Raw genomic sequence first — 24,947 nt, forward strand, 5'->3', positions numbered from 1 at the left:
CGACGCCGCCGGGGCACGATGTTGGAAAGATCATGCACCTGGGCGCGGCGATCGAGACGGGGCAGACGAGCGACGGCCGCGTCGATGCACGCCGGACCCGCGCCCATGCGCGGGCGCGCAACCACAGCAGCCACGTGCGCGCCCTGCGCCGGCTGATCCCCCTCGCCGCCGGAACCGCCGTCATCGCACTCGCGGTCGTGACCCTGTTCAATCCCTTCGGAGCCGGCCTCCCCGACGTGTCGGTGGGCCAGCTCAGCCTGTCGGGCAGCAAGGTGAAGATGGAGAATCCCCGCCTGTCCGGCTTTCGGAAGGGCGACCGGGGCTACGAGGTCACCGCCATCGCCGCTTTCCAGGACGTTCGCAAGCCGAGCGTGATCGAATTGCAGGCCATGAAGGGCCAGCTCAACACCGACGACAAGGGCGGCCTCGTCCACCTCGAAGCCGCCTCCGGCGTGTTCGATTCCGCGCGCGAATCCCTGAACCTCGACCGCGACATCCGGCTCTGGACGGACAAGGGGGAGGAGGTCCGCCTGAAGACGGCCGCCGTCGACTTCAAGGCCGGCAGCGTCCGGTCGAGCGAGACCGTCGCCGTCTCCATGCCGAGCGGCACCATCGTGGCCGACACCCTGGAGGTGATCGACAGCGGCCACGTCATCTCCTTCGTCGGCAACGTCCATACGGTCCTGCACGGTCGGGATCCGTCGGGAGGGGATCCGCAGGACAAGTCCGAGGCCGGGGCCGACAAGGCTGAGGTCGCCGGGCTGACCGACAAGCCGACGCGCATCCGGACCACGGCGGCCGAGCCCGAGGACGGGGAGCGCCGCCGGTGACGCGGCCCACGGTGAAGGACGTCGTCCCGCATCGGTGCCTGACGGCCCTCGTGCTCGCGCTGGCGAGCGTGATCGCGGCCGGGCCCGCCGCGGCACAGACGGCGCCCGCGGCCCCGCGCAAGGAGAAGGCCGCTTCGCCCCTGGGCAACCTCGGCGGCGGCGGCAAGGAGCCGATCAAGATCGACGCCGATCGTCTCGACGTGTTCGACCGCGAGAACAAGGCCGTCTTCGCCGGCAACGTCGTCGCCGTGCAGGGCGACAGCACGATCCGCTGCTCCAGCATGACGGTGCGCTACAAGCGCGGCAAGGACAAGAAAGAGCCAGCGGCGGGCGGCGAGCCGGCCAGCCAGGCGGAGCGGGCCGCCGGCCTGAACGAGAACGGCATCCAGCGCGTGGAATGTGCCGGCCCGGTGACCGTGGTGCAGAAGGACCAGATCGCCACCGGCGACAACGCCGTGTTCGATCAGGAGGCCAAGCGCATCGTGGTCACCGGCAACGTCATCCTGAGCCAGTGCCAGAACGTCACCCGCGGCTCCCGCCTCGTCTACGACATGAACACCGGCCGGGCGAACATGGACCCAGTGGCGGGCGGGCGCGTCTCCGCCCTCCTCGTGCCGCAGAAGGAGGACGGAGCCAAGGGCAAGGGCTGCACGCCGGCGTCCATCGCCGGACGCGCGGCCAAGCCGCCGGCCGACAAGCCCGCAGCGGACAAGCCCACCGAAGCCTCCGCCGAGAAGCCTGCCGGCAAGACCCGGGCCCAGACGAATTGAGTGCCGCAGCGCCGGCGCCCGCCCTGGCGGAGCGCTCCTCCGATCGTGCCGGCGCGCCGCCTGCGCCCTCCCTGCTCCGGCGGTTGTTCGGAGGGCGCGCCCGTCGTCGCGCGGCCGAGGCGGCCGCCATCGTCGATGAGGGCGGCGGGCCGGGCATCCTCTGCGTGCGCGGCCTGCGCAAGAGCTACGGCGCTCGCACCGTCGTGCACGAGGCCGGCCTCACCGTGCGCAACGGCGAGGCGGTCGGTCTCCTCGGCCCCAACGGCGCCGGCAAGACCACCATCTTCTACATGATCACCGGCCTCGTCACGGCCGATCGCGGGACCATCACCCTCGACGGCCTGCCGATCACCCAACTGCCGATGTACCAGCGGGCCCGCCTCGGCATCGGCTATCTGCCCCAGGAGGCCTCGATCTTCCGTGGCCTCACCGTGGAGGACAACATCCGTGCGGTTCTCGAGGTGGCCGAGCCCGACCGCAAGGAGCGCGCCCGCAAGCTCGAATCGCTGCTCGAGGAGTTCGATATCGCGCGCCTGCGCAAGTCGCCGTCCATCGCCCTCTCCGGAGGCGAGCGCCGTCGCTGCGAGATCGCCCGGGCGCTCGCTTCCTCGCCGAGCTTCATGCTTCTCGACGAGCCCTTCGCGGGGATCGACCCCATCGCGGTCGGCGACATCCAGGACCTGGTGAAGCACCTGAAGCAGCGCGGGATCGGCGTGCTCATCACCGACCACAACGTGCGCGAGACCCTTGGGCTCATCGATCGCGCCTACATCGCCCATTCGGGTCGCATCCTCACCGAAGGAACGCCCGAGGAGATCGTGGCCAATCCGGAGGCCCGCCGCCTCTATCTCGGCGAGGATTTCCGCCTCTAGGGGCCGGTCTCGTCCGAACCCTGCAGCGTCAGCTCTGCATCCGGGTCACAGCCCACGGATTTTTTCAGCCGGCGTCCAGTACGATCCGAACCGCACGCCAATGGTGCAATGCGGGAATTTCGGCTGATTTTCCAAGCTTTTGTTAGCGTCCAAGATGCGACGCAGGGGTCTCCGCTGGAGTACTCGCCCCCGTGCTGCTTTCATGGCCTGCTCAATTTGCGTGCAAGCCCGGTCCGCCACGCTTTGACGCGGGATCGGGTTGGCGTTAGACCTGGGGGCAGACGACAGAAAGCAAGATTTGTGCCGAGGGTCGGTTCACGGCGACGTGGGCCGCTGATCCGAGGTGCGACTCACCCGGGGCGACAACCATGAGTCTGCTGCAACGGCTGGAAATGCGCCAGGGCCAAGCCCTGGTGATGACACCTCAGCTTCTCCAGGCGATCAAGCTCCTCCAGCTCTCCCAGCTCGACCTCGCCGCCTACGTCGATGCCGAACTCGAGCGCAATCCGTTGCTGGAGCGCGCCGACGGCGAGAGCGAGATCGAACGCGCGCCGGCCGAGACACCTTCCGAATCCTCGGTCGATCGCGACGGGGACGGCGAGGGGGGCGATTACGACGGGAGCGACGAGCCCTGGATCGCCACCACGCTGACGGCGAGCGGCGCCGACATGGAGAGCGCCCTCGACACGCGCCTCGACAACGTGTTCTCGGACGAGAACCCGACCCATGCCCGCGAGGCGGCTTCCGGGGACATGCTCTCGCTGACGCCGGCGCCCTACGGCAATACCGGTGGCAGCTTCGACGGCGAGGCCCCGGACTTCGAGGCGAGCCTCACCGCCGAGGTTTCCCTGCGCGAGCATCTCGGCGCCCAGCTCGACCTCGCCACCCGCGATCCCCTGGACCGGCTGATCGGCGGCTTCCTCATCGATGCCGTCGACGATGCCGGTTACCTGCGCGAATCGATCGACGCGGTGGCCGAGCGCCTCGGCGCCTCCCTCGACCGGGTCGCCCGGGTGCTGAAGCTTGTCCAGAGCTTCGAGCCCGCCGGCATCGCCGCGCGCGACCTCGCCGAGTGCCTCGCCCTGCAGCTGCGCGACCGAGACCGGTTCGATCCGGCCATGCAGGCCCTGGTGTCGCGCCTCGACCTCGTGGCCAAGCGCGATTTCGCGGCGCTGCGCCGGCTCTGCGGCGTCGACGACGAGGATCTCGTCGACATGCTGGCCGAGCTGCGCCGGCTCGATCCGAAACCCGGCCGCGCCTTCGGAACCCGTGCCGTCGAGGTGCTGATCCCCGACGTGTTCGTGCGCGCGGCGCCCGACGGCTCGTGGCTGGTGGAGCTCAACGCCGAGGCCCTGCCGCGGGTGCTGGTCAACCAGAGCTACTATGCCCGCGTCTCCCGCGGCGCGGCGGCCGAGGGCGACAAGGCCTTCCTGTCGGAATGCCTGCAGACCGCCAACTGGCTCACCCGCAGCCTGGAGCAGCGGGCCCGCACCATCCTCAAGGTCGCCTCCGAGATCGTGCGCCAGCAGGACGCCTTCTTCCTGCACGGCGTCGCTCACCTGCGCCCGCTCAACCTGAAGACCGTGGCCGAGGCGATCGGCATGCATGAATCCACCGTCTCGCGGGTCACCTCGAACAAGTCGATCGGCACCAGCCGCGGCACGCTGGAGATGAAGTACTTCTTCACCGCCGCGATCCCGGGCGCCGCCGGCACCGCCTCGCATTCGTCCGAGGCCGTCCGCCACCGCATCAAGCAGCTCGTCGACGGCGAGGCGCCGAGCGACGTGCTCTCCGACGACGCCCTGGTGCAGCGCCTGCGTGACGAGGGCATCGACATCGCACGCCGCACCGTCGCCAAGTATCGGGAATCCCTGCGCATTCCCTCCTCGATCGAGCGCCGTCGCGAGCATTTCGCCTATGCGGGGCGGTGAGACCCCTCGGCGGGGCGTCCCCTTCGGCGACGAACGGGGCGGGCCGGCAAGATCCACAGCGGCCCGCCTTCCGCAGCCCCAGGGGCTCGCGCGAGGCCAGGGGCCGGGCTGCGAATGACGGATCGGCGGCCGGGACAAGGCCTCGGCCCGGCCTCGCGTTGACTTCTCCGAGAGAGGCTCCTTAACTCAGGTTGCGCCTTACCCAGGGCGTGTCCACAACGAAAATCGGAGGGATCATGGGGTCATTGCGCGTGACGGGCCACGGCCTGGACCTTGGCGAAGCCCTTCGGGGGCGGGTCGAGGAGCGAATGGCTGCCACGCTCTCGAAATATCTCGACAGCCACATGAGCGGGACCTGCTCCGGCCACGTCACCCTCCGGCGGGACGGGACCGCCTACCGCACCGATTGCGTGCTCCACCTCGTCTCCGGCCTGACCCTGGAGGCCTCCGGCGCCGCCCACGACGCCCATGCGAGCTTCGAGCAGACGGCGGACCGCCTGGAAAAGCGCCTTCGGCGCTACAAGCACAGGCTGAAGGACCATGGCGCGGCCGGCCATGACGGCGCGACGGTGCAAGCGGCCTACGCGGTGTTCGCCGCCCCGAGCGAGGCCGACGCCATCGACCTCGACGAGGATGGCGACGACGGGGAGGCGGCGCATCCGCCGGTGGTGGCGGAGAGCACCAAGACCCTGAAGCGCCACTCGGTCAGCGAGGCGGTCACCGCCCTCGACCTCACGGGCGCGCCGGTCATCGTGTTCGTTCACGCTGGCACCGGACGCATCAACGTCGTATACCGCCGCACGGACGGGGCCATCGGCTGGGTCGATCCGGCCGAGACAGCCTCGTAGGCGCGGGTCGGGAACAGAGCCTGAACCCGCTCGATTGAGTTCAAGGGCCGCCTGGGTGGCCCGACCTTTCATGGAGTGGCGGCCGGATCGGCCGCCGCCGACGGGGCGACGGTCCTTCATGCCAGTGCTGGAATTCCTCTCTCCGGATTCCGTGGTGCCGTCCCTGCGTGTCCGCGCCAAGAAATCGATGCTGCAGGAGCTCAGCGCGCACGCGGTGCGTCAGCTTCCGGCCCTGGACGAGCGCGAGGTGTTCGAGACCCTGCTGCAGCGCGAGCGCCTGGGGTCCACCGGCATCGGCGACGGCGTCGCCATCCCGCATGGCAAGCTGCCCGGCCTCGACCGGCTGTTCGGCCTCGTCGCCCGGCTGGAGAAGCCGGTGGATTTCGATGCCCTCGACGGCCAACCCGTCGACATCGCCTTCCTGCTCCTGGCCCCCGAGGGCGCCGGTGCCGACCACCTGAAGGCCCTGGCCCAGGTCGCACGCCTTCTGCGCGAGCCCGGCATCCTCGAGCGCATCCGCGCCGCCCGCGACGCCAGTGCCCTCTACGCGCTGCTCACTCACACCTCGGCCTCGCAGGCCGCATGATCATGCGAATCCTGCCCTGCGCGCCCGTGGTGGTCGCGCTCCTGCTCGCCGCCGCGCCTGCCCGCGCACAACAGCGTGGCGCCACCGATACCGCTTGCGCCCGCGATGTCCTCGTGGCGAATTCCATGCAGCGACAGGCGATCGACCAGCTAGAACAGGCCGGCAGCGAGGCGGCCGACCAGTGTCGCGTCTGGCGCCGGCACGTGGAGACCATGCGCCGAGTGGCCAGCGTCTATGGCCGCTGCCTCTCGGGGGCCGAGCGCACGGATCGTCTCAACCAGGTCCAGATATCCGAGAAGGAATTCGCCGGGATGATCCGGAGCCAGTGCAAGGGGCTGTGAGGCCTCGGGCTCCAGGCGGGGCTCGACCTATTCCTGCCCGCGCAGCAGCAGCGGTTCGGCGACCATCTTGATCGGCTTGCCGCGTCCGATCAGGATGGCGGCCCGTGAACGCTCCGGATCGTGCTCGAAGCGGGTCCGGACCCAGGCTACGAGGAATTTCAGGTATTCCGAGGCGAGCAGCTTGGCGGAGGAGGGGTGATGCCACCAGCGGTCAGCATCGAAGCCCTCCGCGATCACCGGATGGGGCACGACGCGGTCGGCACCCATGAGGGCGTGGTCGAGTTCCACCATCGTGCGGGGCATGTGGTAGTTCGAGGTCACCACCGTCACCGTGCTGAAGCGGTGCTGGCGCATCCAGCGCCGGGTCTCTATGGCGTTGCCGATGGTGTTGCGCGCCCGATAGTCGAGGTCGACGCAGCAGTCGATCCAGTGCCGCTGCGTCGGGTTGAGGCGGGCGATCTCGTCGCGACTGGTGCGCTCGTTGACGCCGGTGATCAGCAGGCGCCGGCCATAGCCGTTGGCCAGGAGGTCGATGGCGTCGCCGATGCGCTGCGCCCCGCCCGTGAGCGCCACGATGCCGTCGGCCCGACCCTGCGGCACGCGCTCGTCCCGCTCCAGGCAGGCCACGAAGGTCAGGAAGCCGCAGAAGAGTGCGACGGCGCCGGTGGCCGCGAGACCGAGGGTGGCCTTGGCGGTCGGGCCGAGCCCACTTCGTGCCCTGGTTCCAGGAGCGGCCGAATCTGGCTGCCGGCGTGCCGGGGCGGGCGCGCGGGATGCGGCGTCGGTCCAGGCCCATCCGAAAGCCTCGGAGGGCCTCATGGTGCCGCTGGCTGACATCCGCCTCGTCATTCCCCCAGAGAGTAGCCCCGATTGGGGCGTTCACGAGGCAAGTATCTCCGCCCGGAAAGGTTCATGGAGGGTTAACGGGATCGTCGGCTTCGGTGACAGGGCGCGCGCGCCTGTCGCCGGCCCACGCCCCTCAGGCCAGGAACCGTCGCACGGTGAGACGCGAGACGATACCGGTCACCACCGATGCGATCACGCCGATGAGGAGCACGGCGGCGTAGCCGCGCCAGCCGATATGGAAGGTGCCGAACAGGGCCTCGATCTCCTCGCCGGCCGGGCCGGAGCGCCAGTTGCGCGCCACCAGCCCGGCCAGCGCGAAGGCCGCGATGGCCGCCCCCGAGCCGATGATGCCGCCGCGCAGGCCGAGGCCGAAGAACCGGCGCTGGAAGGCCCGGGCGATGAAGTCGTCGTTGGCGCCGACGAAGTGCAGGACCTCCACCACCTCCCGGTTGCCCGCCATGGCGCCGCGGGTCGCGAAGACCACGGCGAGGCCCGTCGCCACCAGCACCAGCAGGACGATGCCGATCCCGACGCCCACGAAGGTGTTGGCCGCCGTGGAGAGCCGGCGCAGCCAGAGGGCGTGGTCGTCGAGGCTCGCCACCCCGGGCAGCGCCTCGCTGAGGGAACTGCGCAGCGGCTTGAGGTCCGGGGACGTCTCGGCGAGCTTCAGGGTCACGAGCCGTGGCACCGGCAGGTCCGAGAGGTCGAGGCCGCTGCCGAGCCAGGGCTCGAGCAGCCGCTCGGCATCGGCCTTCGAGAACACCCGCACGGCGGCGATGCCGGGGGTGGCCTTGGCGAGGCCCTCGGCGCGGGCGACGTCGGCATCGATGTCGCGCCCGGGGCTCGGACGCACCTGGATCGTCACCTCCTGGGCCACCGTGTCCTGCCATTGGACGGCGCTGGAGGCCACGATCTCGGCCGCTCCCGCGCAGAGCGCGGCGAGGAAGGTCAGGATCGCGATGACGGCGGCCAGGGCCCGGCTCGCCGCCGAGTCGGTCGGCACCAGGGGAGCATTGCGGCGCAGGGTCGGGGGCAGGGGGGCGGTCCGCGATTCGGGCGGCGCCGGCGGCTTCACCGGTGGCCGGTCGTCGGTGCGGGGCGGCGCACGGTGCGCCGGCGCGGGGGGCGGAGTGTCGGTCTCGTCCATCATGCCTCGACCGTCAGGCGCCCTTCGCCGAGGACGAAGCGCCGGGCATCGACGAGGTCCATCAGGGCGAAGTCGTGGGTGGCGATGAGCACCGAGGTGCCCAGCCGGTTGAGCTCGATGAACAATCGCAGAAGGCGGCGGCCGAGGCCGGGGTCGACGTTGCCCGTGGGCTCATCGGCCAGGAGCAGTTCCGGCCGGGCGATGAGCGCCCGGGCGATGGCGGCCCGCTGCTTCTCTCCGCCCGACAGCAGGGGCGGCAGCACGTGCATGCGCTCGCCGAGACCGACCCAGCGCAGGAGCTCCACGACCTCGGCCCGGTAACTCGTTTCCGAGCGCCCCTGGACACGCAGGGGCAGCGCGACGTTCTCGTAGGTGGTGAGGTGGTCGAGAAGGCGGAAATCCTGGAAGACCACGCCCATGCGCCGCCGCAGGCCGGTCAGCGCCTCGCTGGAGATGTCGCTGACCTCCTCGCCGAAGACCGAGACGAGGCCGCGGGTGGGGCGCACCGACAGGAGGATCAGGCGCAGCAGGGTGGTCTTGCCCGCACCGGACGGCCCCGTGAGGAACTGGAACGAGCGCGGCGCGATCTGGAAGCTGACATCGCTCAGCACCTCCGGCCCGAGACCGTAGCGCATGCCGACGCTCTCGAACTGGACCACCGGCTCCTCGGCTCCGGAGAGGAGCGACTTCGTGTTCACCCGATCCGCCACGATCCCCCCAAGGTCCTGCCTAACCGAGGTCCTGCCTGACCAAGCCTGCCCAACACAGTCGGCCCTTTTGCGACGGCCCCGCGCATCCCGGTTATAGGCCGTCCGCTTCACGGACGGTTAACCGTGTTGGCGGAGAACCGTTTGAGTCTTTTTGCCCCCGTCGGCAACCGTCCATCGAGATCTGAGGCCCACGGACGCCATGCTGATCGTTTGCCCGTCCTGTGCCAGCGAGTACGAGATCGACGTGGACCGCGTCGGCGCGGATGGGCGCTCGGTGCGCTGCGCGGCCTGCCGCGAGACCTGGTTCATCTCCCCCGACGACGTCTCCGCCGCCCTCGAGGCCGAGATGACCGCCGCCATGATGGCCGCCTCCGAGCTCGGCCCCGCCGCGGCGCAGAGCCGCGCCTCGGCCCAAGCCGATCTCGATGCCTGGGAATCGGCCCTGGCCGCCGAACCCGAGCCCGTTCCATCGCCGCCCGAGACGCCGCGCCCGCGGGCGCGGGCCAAGCCCGTGAAGCCGAAGCACACGGGCTTCCCCCTGGCCTCGCCTGGGGCCGCCCTCGGGCTCGCCGTGGTGGGCGGACTCGGCCTCGCCGTTCTCGGACGCGCCACGGTGGTGCGGGCGATGCCCCAGAGCGCCGGGCTCTATGCCCGCGTCGGTTTCCCGGTGAACCTGCGCGGCGTCGAATTCCGCGACGTCGTGGCGTTCCAGAGCCCGGGAGAGGGCGCGCAGGGCCAACTCGTGGTGGAGGGCGATCTCGTCGGTGTCGCCGCCGAGGCCACGGTGCCGCCGATCGAGGTGGAGGTCCGGGACGGCCGTGACCAGCCGCTCTATCGCTGGCGCATCGCGCCCCCGCGCACGGCGCTCGAGAAGAGCGAGACCGCGCGCTTTCGCGCGAGCCTGTCGGCGCCGCCGGCGCAGGGCCGCTCGGTCCGCGTGCATTTTGCCGCCGCCGAGGCGGGCGAGACCATGCCGAAGGCCGGTGCCAGCGCTCCGGCCCCGTGATAAGGAACGCGGATGACCAGCGCTTCCCGACGCGTCCGCGTCCTCTTCGACGAAACCGCCATCGCCCGGCGCACCGAGGAACTTGCAGCGGCCATCGCCGCCGCCAACCCCGAGAACCTGCTCGTGGTGGCTGTGCTCAAGGGCAGCTTCATGTTCGCCGCCGACCTCCTACGCGCCCTGCACCGGGTCGGGCTGGAGCCGCAGGCCGAGTTCGTCCACCTGTCGAGCTACCGCACCGCCACGGTCTCCTCGGGGCAGGTCGAGATCCTGCGCGACGTGGAGAGCGAGGTGCGCGGACGCGACGTCCTCCTGGTGGACGACATCCTCGAATCCGGCCGCACCATCGTGTTCGCCAAGGACCTGCTGATGGCGCGGGGCGCCAAGCGGGTGCTCACCGCCGTGCTCCTGGAGAAGCCCGGCAAGCGGGCCGTGACCATCGACGCGGATTTCGTCGGCTTCACCTGCCCGGACGTGTTCGTGGTCGGCTACGGCATGGATGTCGCCCATGCCTACCGCCAGCTGCCCTTCGTCGGCCTCGTCGACTACGACAGCCGCGAGCCCGACCTGTTCGGCGGCACCTGAGGCGCGCCCGCCCACGATCCGCGGAATTTCTCTGGCGCGCCAGAGAATATGAAACGATTTGGCCCTTAAAGGGCTTGCTGTGTCCGACGATCCCTTGACAGGGCGCCTCAGCGCTTGCGTGACTGAGCGCCCGGACCCGAGAGAGACACAGACGAACGATGGCCCGCATCCTCCTGGTGGATGACGAAGAGACGGTGCGGGGCTTCCTCAAGCGGGGCCTCGAGATCGACGGCCACGCCGTGGTCACGGCCACGGACGGCAGCGACGGGCTCGACCGGCTGACCGAGGCGGATGGCGCGTTCGACCTCATGCTCACCGACATCCGCATGCCGCTGATGGATGGGATCGCCCTGGCGCTCGCGGCCAAGCGCGACTTTCCCAATCTCACGATCCTGCTGATGACCGGCTTCGCCGACCAGCGCGAGCGCGCGCGGGGCCTCGATGCCATCGTGACCGACGTCCTGACGAAGCCGTTCTCGCTGGCCGACCTGCGTTCCACGGTGAATCGGGCCCTCGCCGCCTGACACGCGCCGGGTCCACCGCCTTGCCCCCGGAATCCCGCGCATGATCCTCCATTCTGATCGTCCTCTGCCGGACATCCTCTCGGCCATCGGCGCCACGCCTCTGATTCGCCTGGCGCGCGCCTCGGAGGAGACCGGCTGCACCATCCTGGGCAAGGCGGAGTTCCTGAATCCTGGCCTCTCGGTAAAGGACCGGGCGGCGCTCTCCATCGTGCGCGACGCCGAGGCCCGGGGCGCCATCCGGCCCGGCGGCACGATCGTGGAGGGCACGGCCGGCAACACCGGCATCGGCCTGGCGCTCGTCGCGGCGGTGCGCGGCTACCGCACGGTCATCGTGATCCCGGAGACGCAGTCGGCCGAGAAGAAGGAAACCCTGCGCCTGGCCGGCGCCCGCCTGGTCGAGGTGCCGGCGGTGCCGTTCGCCAACCCGAACAACTACGTCCACGCCGCGCGCCGCCTAGCCGAGCGCCTGGCCGAGACCGAACCGGGCGGCGCCTTCTTCGCCGACCAGTTCGACAACGTCGCCAACCGGCAGGCGCACGTGGAAACCACGGGCCCGGAGATCCTGGCGGCGACCGGTGGGGCGGTCGATGGTTTCATCTGTGCGGCCGGGACCGGCGGCACCCTGGCGGGGACCGCCGAGGCCCTGCGCGCGGCGCGTCCCGGCGTGCGGATCGGCCTCGCCGACCCGGAGGGGTCCGCACTGCACGCCCATTACACCACCGGTACCCTGAGGGCGGAGGGCTCCTCGATCACGGAGGGCATCGGCCAAGGCCGGATCACCCGCAACCTCGCGGGCTTCACCCCGGACGTCTCCTTCCGGATTCCCGACGCCGAAGCCCTCCATATTGTCTTCCGGCTGATGCGGGAGGAGGGCCTCAGCCTCGGCGGATCGTCGGGCATCAACGTCGCCGGGGCGATCCGGCTCGCCCGGGATCTCGGGCCGGGCCACACCATCGTGACCATCCTGTGCGATGGTGCCGCGCGCTACGCCTCGAAGCTGTTCAACCCCGCCTTCTTGGCCGAGCGGGGCCTGCCGGTGCCGGATTGGCTTGGAACCGCATCGGATTCCCTGTCGGAGTGGCAAGCCTGACGTCGAACCGGCGAAAAACCCCGCCTTCGTGGGATTATGGCGCACGGACCGTTGAACGGAATCGCTACGGCGACGTTTGTACGGTCAAGCTCAAGCAATTCCGGTTGGGCGCGTGACGGAGTTCCCATCCATGACCCTGACCACCATTCTCCTCATCGTCCTGATCCTGATCGTTCTCGGCGGCGGCAACTTCCTCGGCGGCGGCGCTTACCGCGGACCGAGCTTCGGTCTCGGCGGCCTGCTGGTGATCATCTTGATCGTGCTGCTCGTCACCGGACGAATCTGACGGCCCCGCTCACGGCTGGCACGTGATGGCCACCACCGCGCCCACCATGGTCGCGGCGGCTGCGCCCAGCGTGCCGGCCGCCTTCGGCGCAGGCGCTGTCCGCAAGCCCGCAGCGCCGAGGAAGGCCGCGAGCGCGTCGGCCGGGACGAGCCTGTAGCTCGCAGGCGGCATGACCCCCGCGATCAGGCGGGGCTGTTTCGGAACCGTCGCGACGAGGCCCGCGAGCGCACCGGCGCGGTCCAGAACCGGAGCGCCGCCGGCGCCGGGCTGCAGCGGCGCGGCGACGCGCCCCCCGCCCGGCTCGGAGCGGCCCGGCGCCACCACGACGCCCCCCTCGGCATCGACGGCCAACGCCACCATGGCCTCGCCCTCGGCGAGGGCGCCGGCGTGCAGGGCCGGCGTGCGTTCCGTCCGGCCGGGGAGCAGAGCCGTTTCCAGCAGCATCAGATCGGCGGTGCCGCCAGGGCTCGCCCGCGTCGGCAGGCCCGCGACCACCGGTGCCCGGCAGTCCATCAGCGCCGCTGCGCTGGTAAGCACCCGTCCCGGCGCCACGACCAGGCCCGTCGCGACTGGGGCCGGCCGGCTGCCTGCGACGGGGGGCAGGCTCGATGACGGAACGGCCGTCGCGGCCGGAGCCGGTGCCGAGGCGGGGGCCGTTTCCGGGAAGGGCACGAAGCTGTTGGCGATGGCGATGGCGAGGCGGTCGACCTCCCCGGACAGGGCCTTGTCGTAGCCGAGGGTGAGGCCGCGCAGGCCCGCCTCGCCGGCGGCGTAGCGGATGTAGGATTTGCCGGTCCCGGTCTCCGCGGTCACCACCAGGAAGTCGGGTCTCAGGAGCTTGTAGGTCACCCGCCGGTCGGGCCCTGGGGCGGTGATGCGGGCGAAGACCGCCTCCAGCCCGGTCTCGCCGGGCGGATAGGATTTCGTCTCCAGCGTGATGCGCCCGTCGGCGCTCTGCCAGCGGGTGCCCCCGGGCTGGGGCGTGCGCTTCGATAGGATGCGCTCGGGCACGCCGAGCACGACGCCGCTGGCCGGGTCCGGCTTCACGGCGAATCGGGCGGCCGCGCGCGCCGCGGCCCCCTCCTTGAGGAGGGCGGCGCGTCCGGCCGCGTCCGGCAGCCCCGCTCCGCCGGTTCGTCGGGCATGCGCCTGAAGCGCCTCGTAGCTGCGCCGCCCGAACGTGCCGTTGACCAGGCTGTTGTAGTCGCCGGTCCAGACCAGGGCGTCCTGCAGCCCCTTGCGCTCGGCCTCCGGCAGGGCCTCGAACAGGCTTCGTGCCGCCTCGAAGGCGGGATCGGGCGCAGCCGGCTTCGCCCGCGCGGGCGCCGATGCGGCGGGCGTCGACGGGATCGGCATCGGGATGGCGGGTCTCGGTATGGCGGATCTCGATGCGCCGGGGCTCGGTGCCGGCGGCGTCTGGGCGGAGGCCGCGCTCGCCGCCAGGGCCAGCACGAACCCGGTCAGGCCCCGGGTGGTCCGATCGCGTCGCATCATGGCCGAGTCGCGTCTCCCCCGCGAGAACCCATCCGGTGTGGCAGAGCCCACGCCCGAATTCCAGGCCGTTGCGGCCGATGCGCGAAATGCTACGGTTCCGCGCGGGACCGGTGCGACGGGCCGGCCTCCAGAGAACGGGGTGGAAGCATGGCGGGATCATCCGGATACGGGCGCTCGCCCCGATCTGTGGTCGGACTCTCTGGCCTCGTGCAGGTCCTCACGATCGCCGGGCTTCTGGCCCTCCCCGTCCAGGCGCAGGGGCAGGCCCAAGGGCAAGCCCAGTCGCCAACGACGCGCCCCGCTGCCAAGGTCTTGCCCAGGCCGTCCGCCGCCAAGAGCTTCGTGCGCGAAGACCTCGCCAGCGACGGTGTCCGCCTCGAAGCGACCCTGAAGGCCGAGGTGGGGAATCCCCGGCCCGATACCCGATCCGCCGCGAAGGCGCGGGCCGAGGGCGAGGCCCTGGTGGAAGCCGAGAAGCCGGCGGATGCCCTGAAGCCCCTCGGCCTCGCCGTGGCGAGCGAACCCGGCGAGCCGGCGAACTGGCTGGCCTATGCGCGCGCCGCCAGCGCGGTCGGCAGCGACGAGCAGACCGGTGACTACGCAGGCCGTCTGCGCCTGCGCCGCAACGCGCGGGCCGCTGCCTACCAGGGCTATCTGCGGGCGAGTGCCGGAACGGTCGAGGCCGAGGCGCTCGCGACGCTGGGCGAGGTCTATGCCGCCGAATCGGAGTGGCGCCCGTCGCTCGAGGCCTACCGCGCCAGCCTGGCGCTCGCCGACGACGCGGACGTGCGTGCGACCTACGAGGGCCTTCGCGCCGAGCACGGCTTCCGCATCCTCAACTACACCGTCGATTCGGACGCTGCCGCGCCGCGCGTCTGCTTCCAGTTCTCGGAAGGCGTCGCGGCTAAGACCGACTTCACGCCCTTCATCGCCGTCTCCGGCGCAGCCAACGCCGCCGTCACCGGCACCGGCCAGCAGATCTGCGTCGACGGGCTCAAGCACGGCGAGCGCTACGCCTTCGTGGTCCGCTCCGGGCTGCCCTCCGGCGCTGGGGAGACCCTGCTCAAGGCATCCGATTACGAGATCTATGTCCGGGACCGCTCGCCCCAGGTCCGCTTTACCGGGCGCAACTACGTCCTGCCCCGCACCGGTCAGGCCGGCGTGCCTCTGGTTTCGATCAACGCGGCCAAGATCGACGTTGAGGTCTTGCGCGTCGGTGACCGGGGGCTGCTGCCGTCGCTGCGGGCCGAGGACTTCCTGTCCCAGCTCAACGGGACGACGGCGCGGACCATCGCCGACCAGAAGGGTCAGCGCGTCTGGAAGGGCGTCCTCGACACGGCCAAGGCCGAGCTGAACCAGGAGGCCGTCACCGCCTTCCCGGTGCTCCAGGCGGTCGGCAAGCTGGAAGCCGGCATCTACATCATGGTGGCCCAACCCGCGGGAGCCACGGCGTCCACCGACGAGGAGGGCGGCTACGAGCAGCAGGCGACGCAATGGTTCGTGGTCTCGGATCTCGGCCTCACCGCCTTCAAGGGCCGCGACGGCGTCCACGTCTTCGCCCGCTCGCTGGCCTCGGCCGACGTGCTGACCGGTGCCGAGATCCGGCTGGTGGCGCGCAACAACGAGGTCCTGGCCACGGCGAAGACCGATGGCCAAGGCCACGCCGCCTTCGCGTCGGGCCTCGCCCGCGGGGAGGGGGGCACCGCACCGGGCCTCGTGGTGGCGCAGATCGGCGACGATTACGGCTTCCTCGATCTCGGCCAGTCGGCCTTCGACCTCACGGATCGCGGCGTGAAGGGCCGGCCCCAGCCAGGCGCCGTCGAGGCCTACGTCTTTCCCGAGCGCGGGGTCTACCGCTCGGGCGAGACCGTGAACCTCACCGGCCTGCTGCGCGATGCACAGGGCGCCGCCGTGCCGGAAATTCCTCTGACCCTGGTGGTCAAGCGTCCCGACGGCGTCGAGTACCGCCGCGCCCAGGTGGCGGATGCGGGCCTCGGCGGACGCGCCCTGGCGCTGCCCCTTCTGGCCGGCGCGCAGCACGGCACCTGGCGGGTGGCGGCCTACACAGACCCCAAGGCGCCGGCCATCGGCGAGGCGAGCTTCCTCGTGGAAGATTACGTCCCCGAGCGCCTCGACGTGACGCTCTCGATCGCGACGCCGAGCCTGACCAGGGGTGCGCCCGCCACCATCGACGTGGCGGCGCGCTACCTCTACGGCGCGCCGGGCGCCGGGCTCGAGGTTTCCGGTACCGTCCTGGTCCAACAGGCGGCAGGCAGCGGGATCCAGGGCCTGGAGGGCTTCTCGGTCGGCCTCGACGACGAGCGGGTGGAGGCCGCCTCGGCGGAGATCGACGCCCGCGCCACCACCGATGCGGCCGGCAGGGCCCGGCTCGTCGTCCCGGTCCAGGCGCTCGCCGCCCCGCGCCCCGTCGAGGCGAAGATCACCCTGCAGGTGGGCGAGCCCGGCGGGCGGGCGCTGAGCCGCAGCCTGACCCTGCCGATCCTGCCCGACGCGCCGGTGCTCGCCATCCGCAAGGGCTTTGCCGGCGACCTCACCGAGGGCGGCGTCGCCGGCTTCGACGTGGTCATGGCCGCTCCCGACGGCCGGCGCCTGGCGCAGGGGAACGTGGCCTGGACGCTCCAGCGCGTCGAGAAGAACTATCAATGGTACCGCGAGGGGGGGCGCTGGTCCTACGAGCCGGTGACCAGCACCCGCCGCGTCGCCGATGGCCGTCTCGACCTGACCCCCGCCGCGCCGGGCCGCGTCAGCGCCACAGTGAGCTACGGCACCTACCGGCTGGAGGCGAGCGTGCCCGGTCGCCCGGCCGCCACCGCGAGCGTGACCTTCACAGTGGGCTGGAGCGGGGGCGAGACGGCGGACGTGCCGGACCTCCTCGACCTGCGCCTGGACAAGGCGGCCTACGCCACCGGCGAGACGCTGCACGCGCGGCTGCAGCCGACATTCAAGGGACAGGCGACGCTGGCCGTCGTCAGCGACAAGCTGCACGCGCTCCTCACCGTCGACGTGCCGGCCGCCGGTGCCACCATCGACATCCCCGTGAAGGCCGAGTGGGGCTCGGGCGCCTACCTCGTGGCCACCGCCTACCGGCCCCTGGACCAGGCGGCCAAGCGCCTGCCGGGCCGTGCGCTCGGTGTCGCGTGGTTCGGGGTCGACCGGGACAGCCGCAATCTCGGCGTCACGCTCGACGCGCCGGCGAAGGTCCGTCCGCGCGAGACCCTGACCCTGCCGATCCAGCTCTCCGGCCTGCGAGCCGGCGAGGAGGCGCGGGTCACCGTCGCGCTGGTGGATGTCGGCATCCTCAACCTCACCCGCTACGAGGCACCGAACCCGTTCGGCTACTTCTTCGGCCAGAAGGCCCTCGGCCCGGAGATCCGCGACCTCTACGGATACCTGATCGACGGCATGCAGGGGACGCTCGGCGCCATCCGCTCCGGCGGCGACGGGGCTGCAGCCGAACTCGCCGATTCGCCGCCGACCCAGGCGCCGCTGGCGCTCTATTCCGGGCCGATCGCCGTCGGACCCGACGGCCGTGCCAGCGTCAGCTTCCCCCTGCCGTCCTTCAACGGCACCGGCCGGGTGATGGTCACCGCCTGGAGTCGCGCGAAGGTGGGCGCCGCCCTGGCCGACGTGATCATCCGCGATCCCGTGATCGTCACCGGCACCCTGCCGCGTTTCCTCAATGTCGGCGATCGCTCGCGCGTCCACGTCGCCATCGACAATGTCGAGGGGCCGGCCGGCGACTACACCGTGGATCTCGACCTGACCGGCTCCGTGCTGGTCGGTGCCGAGGCCCTGCACAAGACCCTGCGGCTGGAGGCGGGCGCCAGGGGGGCCCTCGTCATTCCCATCACCGCTGCCGGGCCGGGCCCGTCGCGGATCGACCTCACGCTCAGCGGCCCCGGACTGCCCGAGGGCGTCGGCCAGAGTTTCGCCCTGACCATCGGTCCTGGCACGGGGGCGCTCGCCCGCCGCTCCGTGGAGACCCTCGAACCCGGCGCGGCGTTGCACCTCTCCGACGAGCTCCTGGCCGACATCCTGCCCGGCACCGGCACGGTCTCGCTCTCCGCCTCGAATCTCGCCGGCATCGACGTGCCGGCGCTCCTCCAGTCCCTCGACCGCTATCCCTACGGCTGCTCCGAGCAGACGGTGAGCCGGGCGATGCCGCTCCTCTACGTCCACCGCCTCGCGGCTCAAGATCAGCTCGGTCAGGATCCGCTCGGCCTCGACAAGGCCGACGAGCGCGTGCGCCAGGCGATCGAGCGGGTGCTCGGCCGCCAGAACGCGGCCGGCGATTTCGGCCTGTGGTCCACGGATGGCGCCAGCGACACCTGGCTCAACGCCTACGTCACCGACTTCCTGACCCGGGCCCGGGAGCGCGGGTTCGCCGTGCCCCAGACCGCCTTCGCCAATGCCCTCGACCGCCTGCGCAACGCGGTGGCCAACACCACCGAGGTCGGCGACGGCGGCATGGACATCGCCTACGCCGCCTACGTGCTCGCCCGCAACGGCCGCCCGGTGATGGGCGACCTGCGCTACCTCGTCGACACCAAGCTGGCCGCGTTCGCGACGCCCCTCGCGCGCGGACAGATCGCGGCGGCCCTGGCGTTGTTGGGGGACCGGGGCCGGGCGGCGAAAGCCTTCGCCTCGGCGCTGGCCGGTTTCCGCGAGGCGGCTTCCACGACCTCGGCCTACCGGCCGGATTACGGCTCGCGCCTGCGCGACAGCGCGGGCTTGCTGGCGCTGGCCGCCGAGACGGGGCTTGCCCGCGACAGCCTCAAGCCGCTCGGTGCCATCATCGCGGCCGAGCGGGCCGCCGGCCGGCCGACCAGCACGCAGGAGGAGGCCTGGATGGTGCTGGCCGCCGAGGGCCTGAGCGCGGATTCCGACAACCTCCGCTTCACCCTGGACGGTAAACCGCAGAGCGGTGCTCTGGCGCGCCGCTACCGCGCCGCCGCCCTGAAGGGGAAACCCGTCACCCTGGTCAATGCCGGCACCCAGCCCGTGCAGGCGGTGGTCAGCGTCAGCGGCAATCCGATCGCTCCCGAGCCGGCCGAGGCGCGCGGCTACACCATCGAGCGACGCTATCACCGTCTCGACGGCGCCCCGGTGGATCTCGCGCAAGGAATCCACCAGAACGACCGTCTCGTGGTGGTGCTCACCGTGACCGAGGCCAAGGCCAGCGCCGGTCGCCTCCTCCTGGTCGACCGGCTGCCCGCCGGCCTGGAGATCGACAACCCGAAGCTCCTCGATGCCGATGCGCTCACCGGTCTCGCCTTCGCCAAGTCCGACGTGGCGCCGGTGCACACCGAGTTCCGCGACGACCGCTTCGTGGCCGCCTACGAGCGCACCCCCGAGCAATCGGCCTTCTTCCGGGTCGCCTACACCGTGCGGGCGGTCTCGCCCGGCACCTACGTTCACCCGGCCGCCACCATCGAGGACATGTACCGGCCGGAGCGCTTCGGGCGTACGGGGTTCGGTTCGATGACGGTGAGCGCGAAGTAGGGCCGTGGATACGGACCGCGACCCTCCTCTCCGGTCCGATCGGGCGCGCACGGCATGGCGCACCGCGTCCCCCTCGTGGAGGGGGGGACGCGGTGCGCGTGACCGTGAAACTCCGAGTGCCCCCGGAACGGGGCGGGGACTTCGGCGCCTCGCGCTCGCAGCCCTTGCCGTTGTCTGTCTCGGCCCGACCCTCGCCCTCTGGCACTTCATCCAAACCCTGCCGCCCCTCGACCTGATCCCGGCCGGGCTCCGCTCGACGGTGGTGCTCGACCGCGACGGGCGGCTGCTGCGCCCCTTCGCCACCGCCGACGGGCGCTGGCGTCTGCCGGTGACCGGGTCCCAGGTCGATCCGCGCTTCCGCGCCATGCTCACGGCCTACGAGGACCGGCGCTTCGCGAGCCATCCAGGCGTCGATCCGGCGGCGACCCTCCGGGCCGCGGGGCAATGGCTGGGGGCGGGCCGCATCGTCTCGGGCGGCTCGACCCTGTCGATGCAGGTGGCCCGCCTCGTCGAGCCGCGGGCCCAGCGCTCCCTGGCCGCCAAGCTGCGCCAGATGGTGCGGGCGGTGCAGCTGGAGCGTCGCCTCGGCAAGGATGGGGTGCTCGACCTCTACCTGGCGCTCGCTCCCTATGGCGGCCCGGTCGAGGGCCTGCGTGCCGCCAGCCTCGCGTATTTCGGCCGCGAGCCGGCCCGGCTCACCTTCGCCGAGAGCGCGCTCCTCGTGGCTCTGCCGCAGGCGCCGGAAGCCCGGCGACCCGACCGCTTCCCCGAGGCGGCCCGGCGCGCCCGAGACCGGGTCCTCGCCATCGCCGCCGCTCAGGGCGTCGTCACGGCGGCCGAGGCGGAGGCCGCCCGCGCCGAGCCGGTGCCATCCGCGCGAAAACCCTTCCCGATGCTCGCCGCCCACGCGGCGGAGGCGGCCCATGCCGCCGACCCGGGTGCCCAGGCGATCCGCCTCACCCTGGACGGCCGCCTGCAGGCGAGCCTCGAAACCCTGGCCGCCGAGCGCGCAGCCGCCCAGGGACCCGGGATCTCGGCCGCCATCCTGGTGCTGGACAACCGCACGGGCGCGGTTCTGGCCCAGGTCGGCAGCCCCGGCTACCTCGATGCGAGTCGCGCCGGCGCCATCGACATGACGGGCGCGATCCGCTCGCCGGGCTCCGCCCTCAAGCCGTTCATCTACGCGCTCGCCTTCGAGACCGGGCTGGCGCATCCCGAGACGCAGCTCGACGACCGGCCGGTGCGCTTTGCCGGGGCCTACGCCCCCGAGAACTTCGACCTCGGCTACCAGGGCAGCGTGACGGCGCGACGCGCCCTCCAGCTCTCCCTGAACGTGCCGGCGGTGGACCTGCTGGAAGGGGTCGGCCCCGCCCGCTTCATCGCCCGCCTGCGGGCCGCCGGCGCCCGCATCGACCTGCCCCGCGACACCGCGCCGGGCCTGCCGGTGGCGCTCGGCGGCCTCGGGATCACCCTCACCGACCTCGCCCGCCTGTTCTCCGGACTCGCCCGGCAGGGGCTGGTACCGAACCTGACCCGTCGCGTCGGGGAGGCGTCGGGCGGAGGGGCCGGCGCGCCGCCGCAGGAGGCCCGCATCACGGACGCCGTCGCCGCCTGGTACGTCGCCGACATCCTTCGGGGTGCGCCGCCGCCCGAGAATGCCCTAGCGGGCCGGTTCGCCTACAAGACGGGCACCTCCTACGGCTACCGGGATGCCCTGGCGGTGGGGTTCGACCGGCGCATCACCCTCGCGGTCTGGGTCGGACGGCCGGACGGCAATGCCGTGCCGGGCCTCGTCGGCCGGGTGGTGGCGGCCCCGATCCTGTTCGATGCGTTCGCTCGTTTCGGCGGCGAGCCCGACCCAGTGCCGATGCCGCGCGACGCCCTGGTGACCACCACGGCCGGCCTGCCGCCGCCCCTGCGCCACATCCGGCGCGACATCCCCAAGACCCTGTCGGCGGCGCTGGGGGGTGCCCTGAAGATCGCCTACCCGCCGGACGGCGCCCGCATCGATCTGGGCCTGTCGGAGCCGGAGCCCGCCCCGTCGGCGCGTCTCGCCCTGAAGGCGCTGGGCGGCGTGCCGCCCCTGACCTGGATGGTCGACGGCCTGCCGGTGGCGGGGGGCGCGCGCCGACAATCGGCTTGGGCTCCGGACGGTGCCGGCTTCGCGCGGATCTCCGTGATGGACGCCACGGGCGCCAGCGACAGCGTCGTGGTCCGGCTCGAGTGACGTCCCCGCCCGGGGTTTCACGCCGGAGGGCGGCCCGGCCCCTGGTCGGGCGGACAGCCGCCCCTACCTGCGAGCGGCAGAGCGAACCTTCGCCGTTGCCGGAGAGCGTGCCCGTGGTCCACGAGGAATCCCGTTCGGGACGGCCGGCCCTGCGCCCGGCGGTGATGCTGGGGGCGCTCGGCATCGTCTACGGCGATATCGGCACGTCCCCCCTCTACGCCTTCAAGGAGGCGGTCCGCGCCGCGAGTGCCGGGGCGCCCCCGACTCCGATCGCGGTGACGGGGGCCGTCTCGCTGATCCTGTGGTCGCTGATCCTCATCGTCTCGATCAAGTACGCCGTGCTGATCCTGCGCGCCGACAACCGCGGCGAGGGCGGCATCGTCGCCATGCTGGCGCTGCTCGGAGCCCGGAACGCCAAGCCCGGCTCCTGGGCCGGCCTTCTCCTCGTGGTCGGCCTCATCGGCGCCGCGCTCCTCTACGGCGACGGCGCGATCACGCCGGCGATCTCGGTGCTCAGCGCGGTGGAGGGCCTGAAGGTCGAGGCACCGGCCTTGTCGCGCTTCGTCGTGCCGATCACGGTGCTGATCCTGGTCGGGCTGTTCCTGGTCCAGAGCCGAGGCGTGGCCTTCATCGGCCGCATCTTCGGCCCGGTGATGTTCGTCTGGTTCGTCGTGCTGGCGTTGCTCGGTCTCGGCGGCATCTGGCATGCGCCGCAGATCCTGACCGCTCTCAACCCGCTCAAAGCCGTCGAATTCCTGACGCATGCGGGCTGGCACGTCAGCTTCGCCATGCTGGGCGCGGCCTTCCTGGCGGTCACCGGCGGCGAGGCGATGTATGCCGATCTCGGGCATTTCGGAGCCGGCCCGATCCGCGCCTCGTGGTTCGGCCTCGTGCTGCCGGCCCTGGTGATCCACTATTTCGGACAGGGCGCGCTGCTCCTGGTCGAGCCCGACGCCATTGAGAACCCGTTCTACCGCCTCAGCCCGGACTGGGCGCATTATCCGCTGATAGGCCTCGCCACGGTCGCCACCGTGATCGCCTCGCAATCGATCATCTCGGGGGCCTTCTCGCTCACCCAGCAGTCGATTCAGCTCGGCTTCCTGCCGCCGATGCGGGTGGTCCACACCGCCAGGCACGAGCGCGGACAGATCTACGTGCCGATGGTGAACTGGCTGCTCGCGGCCGCCACCCTGAGCGCGGTCCTGGTCTTCGGCTCCTCGGATGCCCTGGCCGGCGCCTACGGCATCGCCGTCGCCTCCCTGATGGCGATCACCACCCTGCTCGCCGCCCTCGTGGCGCTGAAATGGGGCTACAACCCCGTGGCCGTGCTGGCGGTGAACGGGTTCTTCCTGGCGATCGACTTCGTGTTCCTCGGGGCCAACAGCGTGAAGCTGTTCGAGGGCGGCTGGTTTCCGCTGATGCTGGCGGCCGTGGTGGCGTTCCTGATGCTCACCTGGCGCAAAGGAAACCAGCTCGTCGAGTCGGCCCGGGTCGCCCTACGCCAGCCCGAGGTCGAATTCCTGGAGCAGCTCCGGCGCGATCCGCCGATCGTCCTGCCGGGCAACGCCGCTTTCCTGTCCTCCGCCACCAGCGCCATTCCGCTGCACCTGTCCCGCTTCGTCGCGCGCAGCCACGCCCTGCACGAGCGCATCCTCATCGTGACCGCCCGCTACGAGGAGGAGCCGGCCGTCGCTCGCGATCAGCGCGCCGAGGTCATCCCGATCACGCCCGACATCACCCGCGTGATCCTGCGCTACGGCTTCATGGAGGATGCCTCGGTGCCCGACGGCCTCCGCTGCGCCGTGGATGCCAAGCGCCTGCCGGCAGAGTGCCTCGAGGATCTGACGATTTTCATCGGGCACGAGACCATCATCCCGAAGAGCGACCAGCGCGGCATGGCGACCTGGCGGGAGGAGATCTACGCCTTCCTCCTGCGCAACGCCGAGCGCACCGGCGCGCATTTCTGCGTGCCGACCCGGCAATTGGTCGAGGTCGGCACCGAGATCGAGATCTGAGCCGGGCGCGGGCCATCAACTCTCGTGCGGACCGTGCTGTATGACCTTGCGGGCAGCGCTCCGGGTGTCGCACAAGGGAGCCATGCGGACGGGCGGCCCGGCCGCGCCGAAACCGGGACGTGTAGCGTAGCGATGACCGAACTGGCGCCGAAGGCCCTGGCGATCCGCCTGCGGCAGCAGGCGATCCTCTCCGATTTCGGGGTCGAAGCCCTGCGGGCCACCGAGCTGCTGCCCCTGCTCCAGCGCGCCACCGAACTCTGTGCCGAGGGCATGGAGGCGCAGTTCTGCAAGGCGCTGGAATACAAACCGCACCAGGATTGCCTCCTCGTCTGTGCCGGTGTGGGCTGGGCCGAGGACGCGGTGGGCACCACCATCATCGGTGCCGACCTCGCCTCGCCGGCGGGCTATGCCCTGAAGACCGGCCGGCCCGTGATCTCGAACCATCTCGAGAACGAGACGCGCTTCCGCACGCCGAAGCTGATGGCCGACCATGGCATCCGCCGCGCGATCAACGTGCTGATCGCCAACCGCGACGGCAATTACGGCGTGCTGGAGGTGGACGACACCCGCGAGGGCCAGTTCGAGGAGGCCGACATCGCCTTCATGCAGGGGTTCGCCAACCTCGTCGGCGGTGCCATCGAGCGCCAGCGGGCCGAGGCACGGCTGAAGGCGGCCCTGGAGCGCCAGGAGCTCCTATCCCGGGAAATGAGCCACCGGGTGAAGAACAGCCTCGCGGTGGTGGCGGGCTTTCTTGGGCTCCAGGCCCGGGGCTCCGACAACGACGACGTGAAGAGCGCCCTCGCCGATGCCCGCACTCGGGTCGAGGCGGTGGCCCAGGTCCACGACCAGCTCTGGCGCCAGCCGAGCCTCGAGGCGATCGACGTCGCGGGCTTCCTCGAGGCCCTCTGCGCCAAGCTGCAGGAGAGCGCGCCGCGCCACCGCCTCGTCTGCCGCGCGGCGCGGATGAACATCCCCGCCGACCTCGCGATCCCCCTCGGCCTCTTCGTCAACGAACTCGTCACCAACGCGATCAAGTACGCCTACGCGGACGGCGAGGGCGAGATCAGGGTCGAGGCCCGGCCCGACGGGGCGGCCGGCCTGATCCTCGCGGTGGAGGATGACGGCGCCGGGCTTCCGGACGGATTCGATCCCACGGCGGCGCGCAGCGCCAGCCTCGGCATGCGCATCATCAACAGCCTCGCCCGCCAGCTCGGGGGCGCCCTCGCGGTCGCCCCGGACGTGCAGGGCGCACACTTCTCCCTGCGGGTGGCGCCCGTGGCCTGAGGCGTCGGGGTCGAGATGCGACTCCGCGCCCGCGT

The 24,947-nt window shown here is 71.5% G+C and carries 20 protein-coding genes; 16 read left to right on the forward strand and 4 right to left on the reverse strand.

Annotated elements, in window-relative coordinates; translation table 11 throughout:
• Positions 1 to 32: 32 nt before the first annotated feature.
• The 7 genes from ASG51_RS16495 (at position 33) to ASG51_RS16525 (ending at position 6,178) form a co-directional block, all read left to right on the forward strand.
• Complete coding sequence (locus ASG51_RS16495) at positions 33 to 830, forward strand: hypothetical protein (protein WP_056381911.1); 798 nt, start codon at positions 33 to 35, stop codon at positions 828 to 830.
• Positions 827 to 1,600, forward strand: a complete 774-nt coding sequence (locus ASG51_RS16500) for an LptA/OstA family protein (RefSeq protein WP_244472686.1) — start codon at positions 827 to 829, stop codon at positions 1,598 to 1,600. The genes ASG51_RS16495 and ASG51_RS16500 overlap by 4 nt, the downstream gene beginning before the upstream one ends.
• 83 nt (positions 1,601 to 1,683) lie before the next feature.
• Positions 1,684 to 2,472, forward strand: a complete 789-nt coding sequence (gene lptB / locus ASG51_RS16505; protein WP_244472721.1) for an LPS export ABC transporter ATP-binding protein — start codon at positions 1,684 to 1,686, stop codon at positions 2,470 to 2,472.
• Between the two features lie 368 nt (positions 2,473 to 2,840).
• On the forward strand, positions 2,841 to 4,403 hold the full coding sequence (rpoN, locus tag ASG51_RS16510) for an RNA polymerase factor sigma-54 (RefSeq protein WP_082487469.1): 1,563 nt from the start codon (positions 2,841 to 2,843) through the stop codon (positions 4,401 to 4,403).
• 236 nt (positions 4,404 to 4,639) lie between these two features.
• Positions 4,640 to 5,251, forward strand: a complete 612-nt coding sequence (gene raiA / locus ASG51_RS16515; protein WP_056276123.1) for a ribosome-associated translation inhibitor RaiA — start codon at positions 4,640 to 4,642, stop codon at positions 5,249 to 5,251.
• 118 nt (positions 5,252 to 5,369) lie between these two features.
• On the forward strand, positions 5,370 to 5,837 hold the full coding sequence (gene ptsN, locus ASG51_RS16520; RefSeq protein ID WP_055946855.1) for a PTS IIA-like nitrogen regulatory protein PtsN: 468 nt from the start codon (positions 5,370 to 5,372) through the stop codon (positions 5,835 to 5,837).
• Between the two features lie 2 nt (positions 5,838 to 5,839).
• Positions 5,840 to 6,178 (forward strand): hypothetical protein, encoded by a 339-nt coding sequence (locus tag ASG51_RS16525; RefSeq protein WP_056211648.1) that lies wholly within the window; start codon positions 5,840 to 5,842, stop codon positions 6,176 to 6,178.
• Positions 6,179 to 6,205: 27 nt separating this feature from the next.
• On the opposite strand, the gene ASG51_RS16530 is transcribed toward ASG51_RS16525, so the two are convergent.
• From ASG51_RS16530 to ftsE, 3 genes are all read right to left on the reverse strand, one after another.
• Entirely contained in the window at positions 6,206 to 7,015 is an 810-nt protein-coding gene (locus ASG51_RS16530) for a YdcF family protein (protein WP_056211650.1), read from the reverse strand.
• Positions 7,016 to 7,157: 142 nt separating this feature from the next.
• Entirely contained in the window at positions 7,158 to 8,174 is a 1,017-nt protein-coding gene (locus ASG51_RS16535) for an ABC transporter permease (RefSeq protein ID WP_244480171.1), read from the reverse strand.
• A complete protein-coding gene (gene ftsE, locus ASG51_RS16540; protein ID WP_156389768.1) occupies positions 8,171 to 8,869 on the reverse strand; it encodes a cell division ATP-binding protein FtsE in 699 nt (232 codons plus the stop codon). The genes ASG51_RS16535 and ftsE overlap by 4 nt, the downstream gene beginning before the upstream one ends.
• 211 nt (positions 8,870 to 9,080) lie before the next feature.
• Here ftsE and ASG51_RS16545 point away from each other — a divergent pair, with 211 nt between their 5' ends.
• From ASG51_RS16545 to ASG51_RS24310, 5 genes are all read left to right on the forward strand, one after another.
• Positions 9,081 to 9,887, forward strand: a complete 807-nt coding sequence (locus ASG51_RS16545; protein WP_056381915.1) for a zinc-ribbon domain-containing protein — start codon at positions 9,081 to 9,083, stop codon at positions 9,885 to 9,887.
• Between the two features lie 12 nt (positions 9,888 to 9,899).
• A complete protein-coding gene (gene hpt, locus ASG51_RS16550) occupies positions 9,900 to 10,469 on the forward strand; it encodes a hypoxanthine phosphoribosyltransferase (protein WP_056211657.1) in 570 nt (189 codons plus the stop codon).
• 158 nt (positions 10,470 to 10,627) lie between these two features.
• Positions 10,628 to 10,993, forward strand: a complete 366-nt coding sequence (locus ASG51_RS16555) for a response regulator (RefSeq protein WP_055946868.1) — start codon at positions 10,628 to 10,630, stop codon at positions 10,991 to 10,993.
• A gap of 40 nt (positions 10,994 to 11,033) precedes the next feature.
• On the forward strand, positions 11,034 to 12,083 hold the full coding sequence (locus tag ASG51_RS16560) for a cysteine synthase A (RefSeq protein WP_056381917.1): 1,050 nt from the start codon (positions 11,034 to 11,036) through the stop codon (positions 12,081 to 12,083).
• A gap of 130 nt (positions 12,084 to 12,213) precedes the next feature.
• Positions 12,214 to 12,369 carry a DUF3309 domain-containing protein gene (locus tag ASG51_RS24310; RefSeq protein WP_156389751.1) on the forward strand — a complete coding sequence of 52 codons (156 nt, stop codon included), beginning with the start codon at positions 12,214 to 12,216 and terminating at the stop codon, positions 12,367 to 12,369.
• 9 nt (positions 12,370 to 12,378) lie between these two features.
• Here the strand turns inward: ASG51_RS24310 and ASG51_RS16565 are convergent, their stop codons facing one another.
• Positions 12,379 to 13,863 carry a serine protease gene (locus ASG51_RS16565; RefSeq protein WP_244480172.1) on the reverse strand — a complete coding sequence of 495 codons (1,485 nt, stop codon included), beginning with the start codon at positions 13,861 to 13,863 and terminating at the stop codon, positions 12,379 to 12,381.
• Positions 13,864 to 14,010: 147 nt separating this feature from the next.
• Here ASG51_RS16565 and ASG51_RS16570 point away from each other — a divergent pair, with 147 nt between their 5' ends.
• The 4 genes from ASG51_RS16570 (at position 14,011) to ASG51_RS16585 (ending at position 24,912) form a co-directional block, all read left to right on the forward strand.
• Positions 14,011 to 19,386: an alpha-2-macroglobulin gene (locus ASG51_RS16570; protein ID WP_082514049.1), complete on the forward strand. Its 5,376-nt coding sequence runs from the start codon at positions 14,011 to 14,013 to the stop codon at positions 19,384 to 19,386.
• A gap of 208 nt (positions 19,387 to 19,594) precedes the next feature.
• Positions 19,595 to 21,613, forward strand: a complete 2,019-nt coding sequence (gene pbpC / locus ASG51_RS16575; RefSeq protein ID WP_244479793.1) for a penicillin-binding protein 1C — start codon at positions 19,595 to 19,597, stop codon at positions 21,611 to 21,613.
• 164 nt (positions 21,614 to 21,777) lie between these two features.
• A complete protein-coding gene (locus ASG51_RS16580; protein WP_156389770.1) occupies positions 21,778 to 23,628 on the forward strand; it encodes a KUP/HAK/KT family potassium transporter in 1,851 nt (616 codons plus the stop codon).
• Between the two features lie 132 nt (positions 23,629 to 23,760).
• Positions 23,761 to 24,912, forward strand: a complete 1,152-nt coding sequence (locus tag ASG51_RS16585; protein WP_056211660.1) for a histidine kinase dimerization/phosphoacceptor domain -containing protein — start codon at positions 23,761 to 23,763, stop codon at positions 24,910 to 24,912.
• Positions 24,913 to 24,947: the final 35 nt, after the last annotated feature.

This window comes from Methylobacterium sp. Leaf465 (assembly GCF_001424705.1).
Classification (GTDB): Bacteria; Pseudomonadota; Alphaproteobacteria; order Rhizobiales; family Beijerinckiaceae; genus Methylobacterium.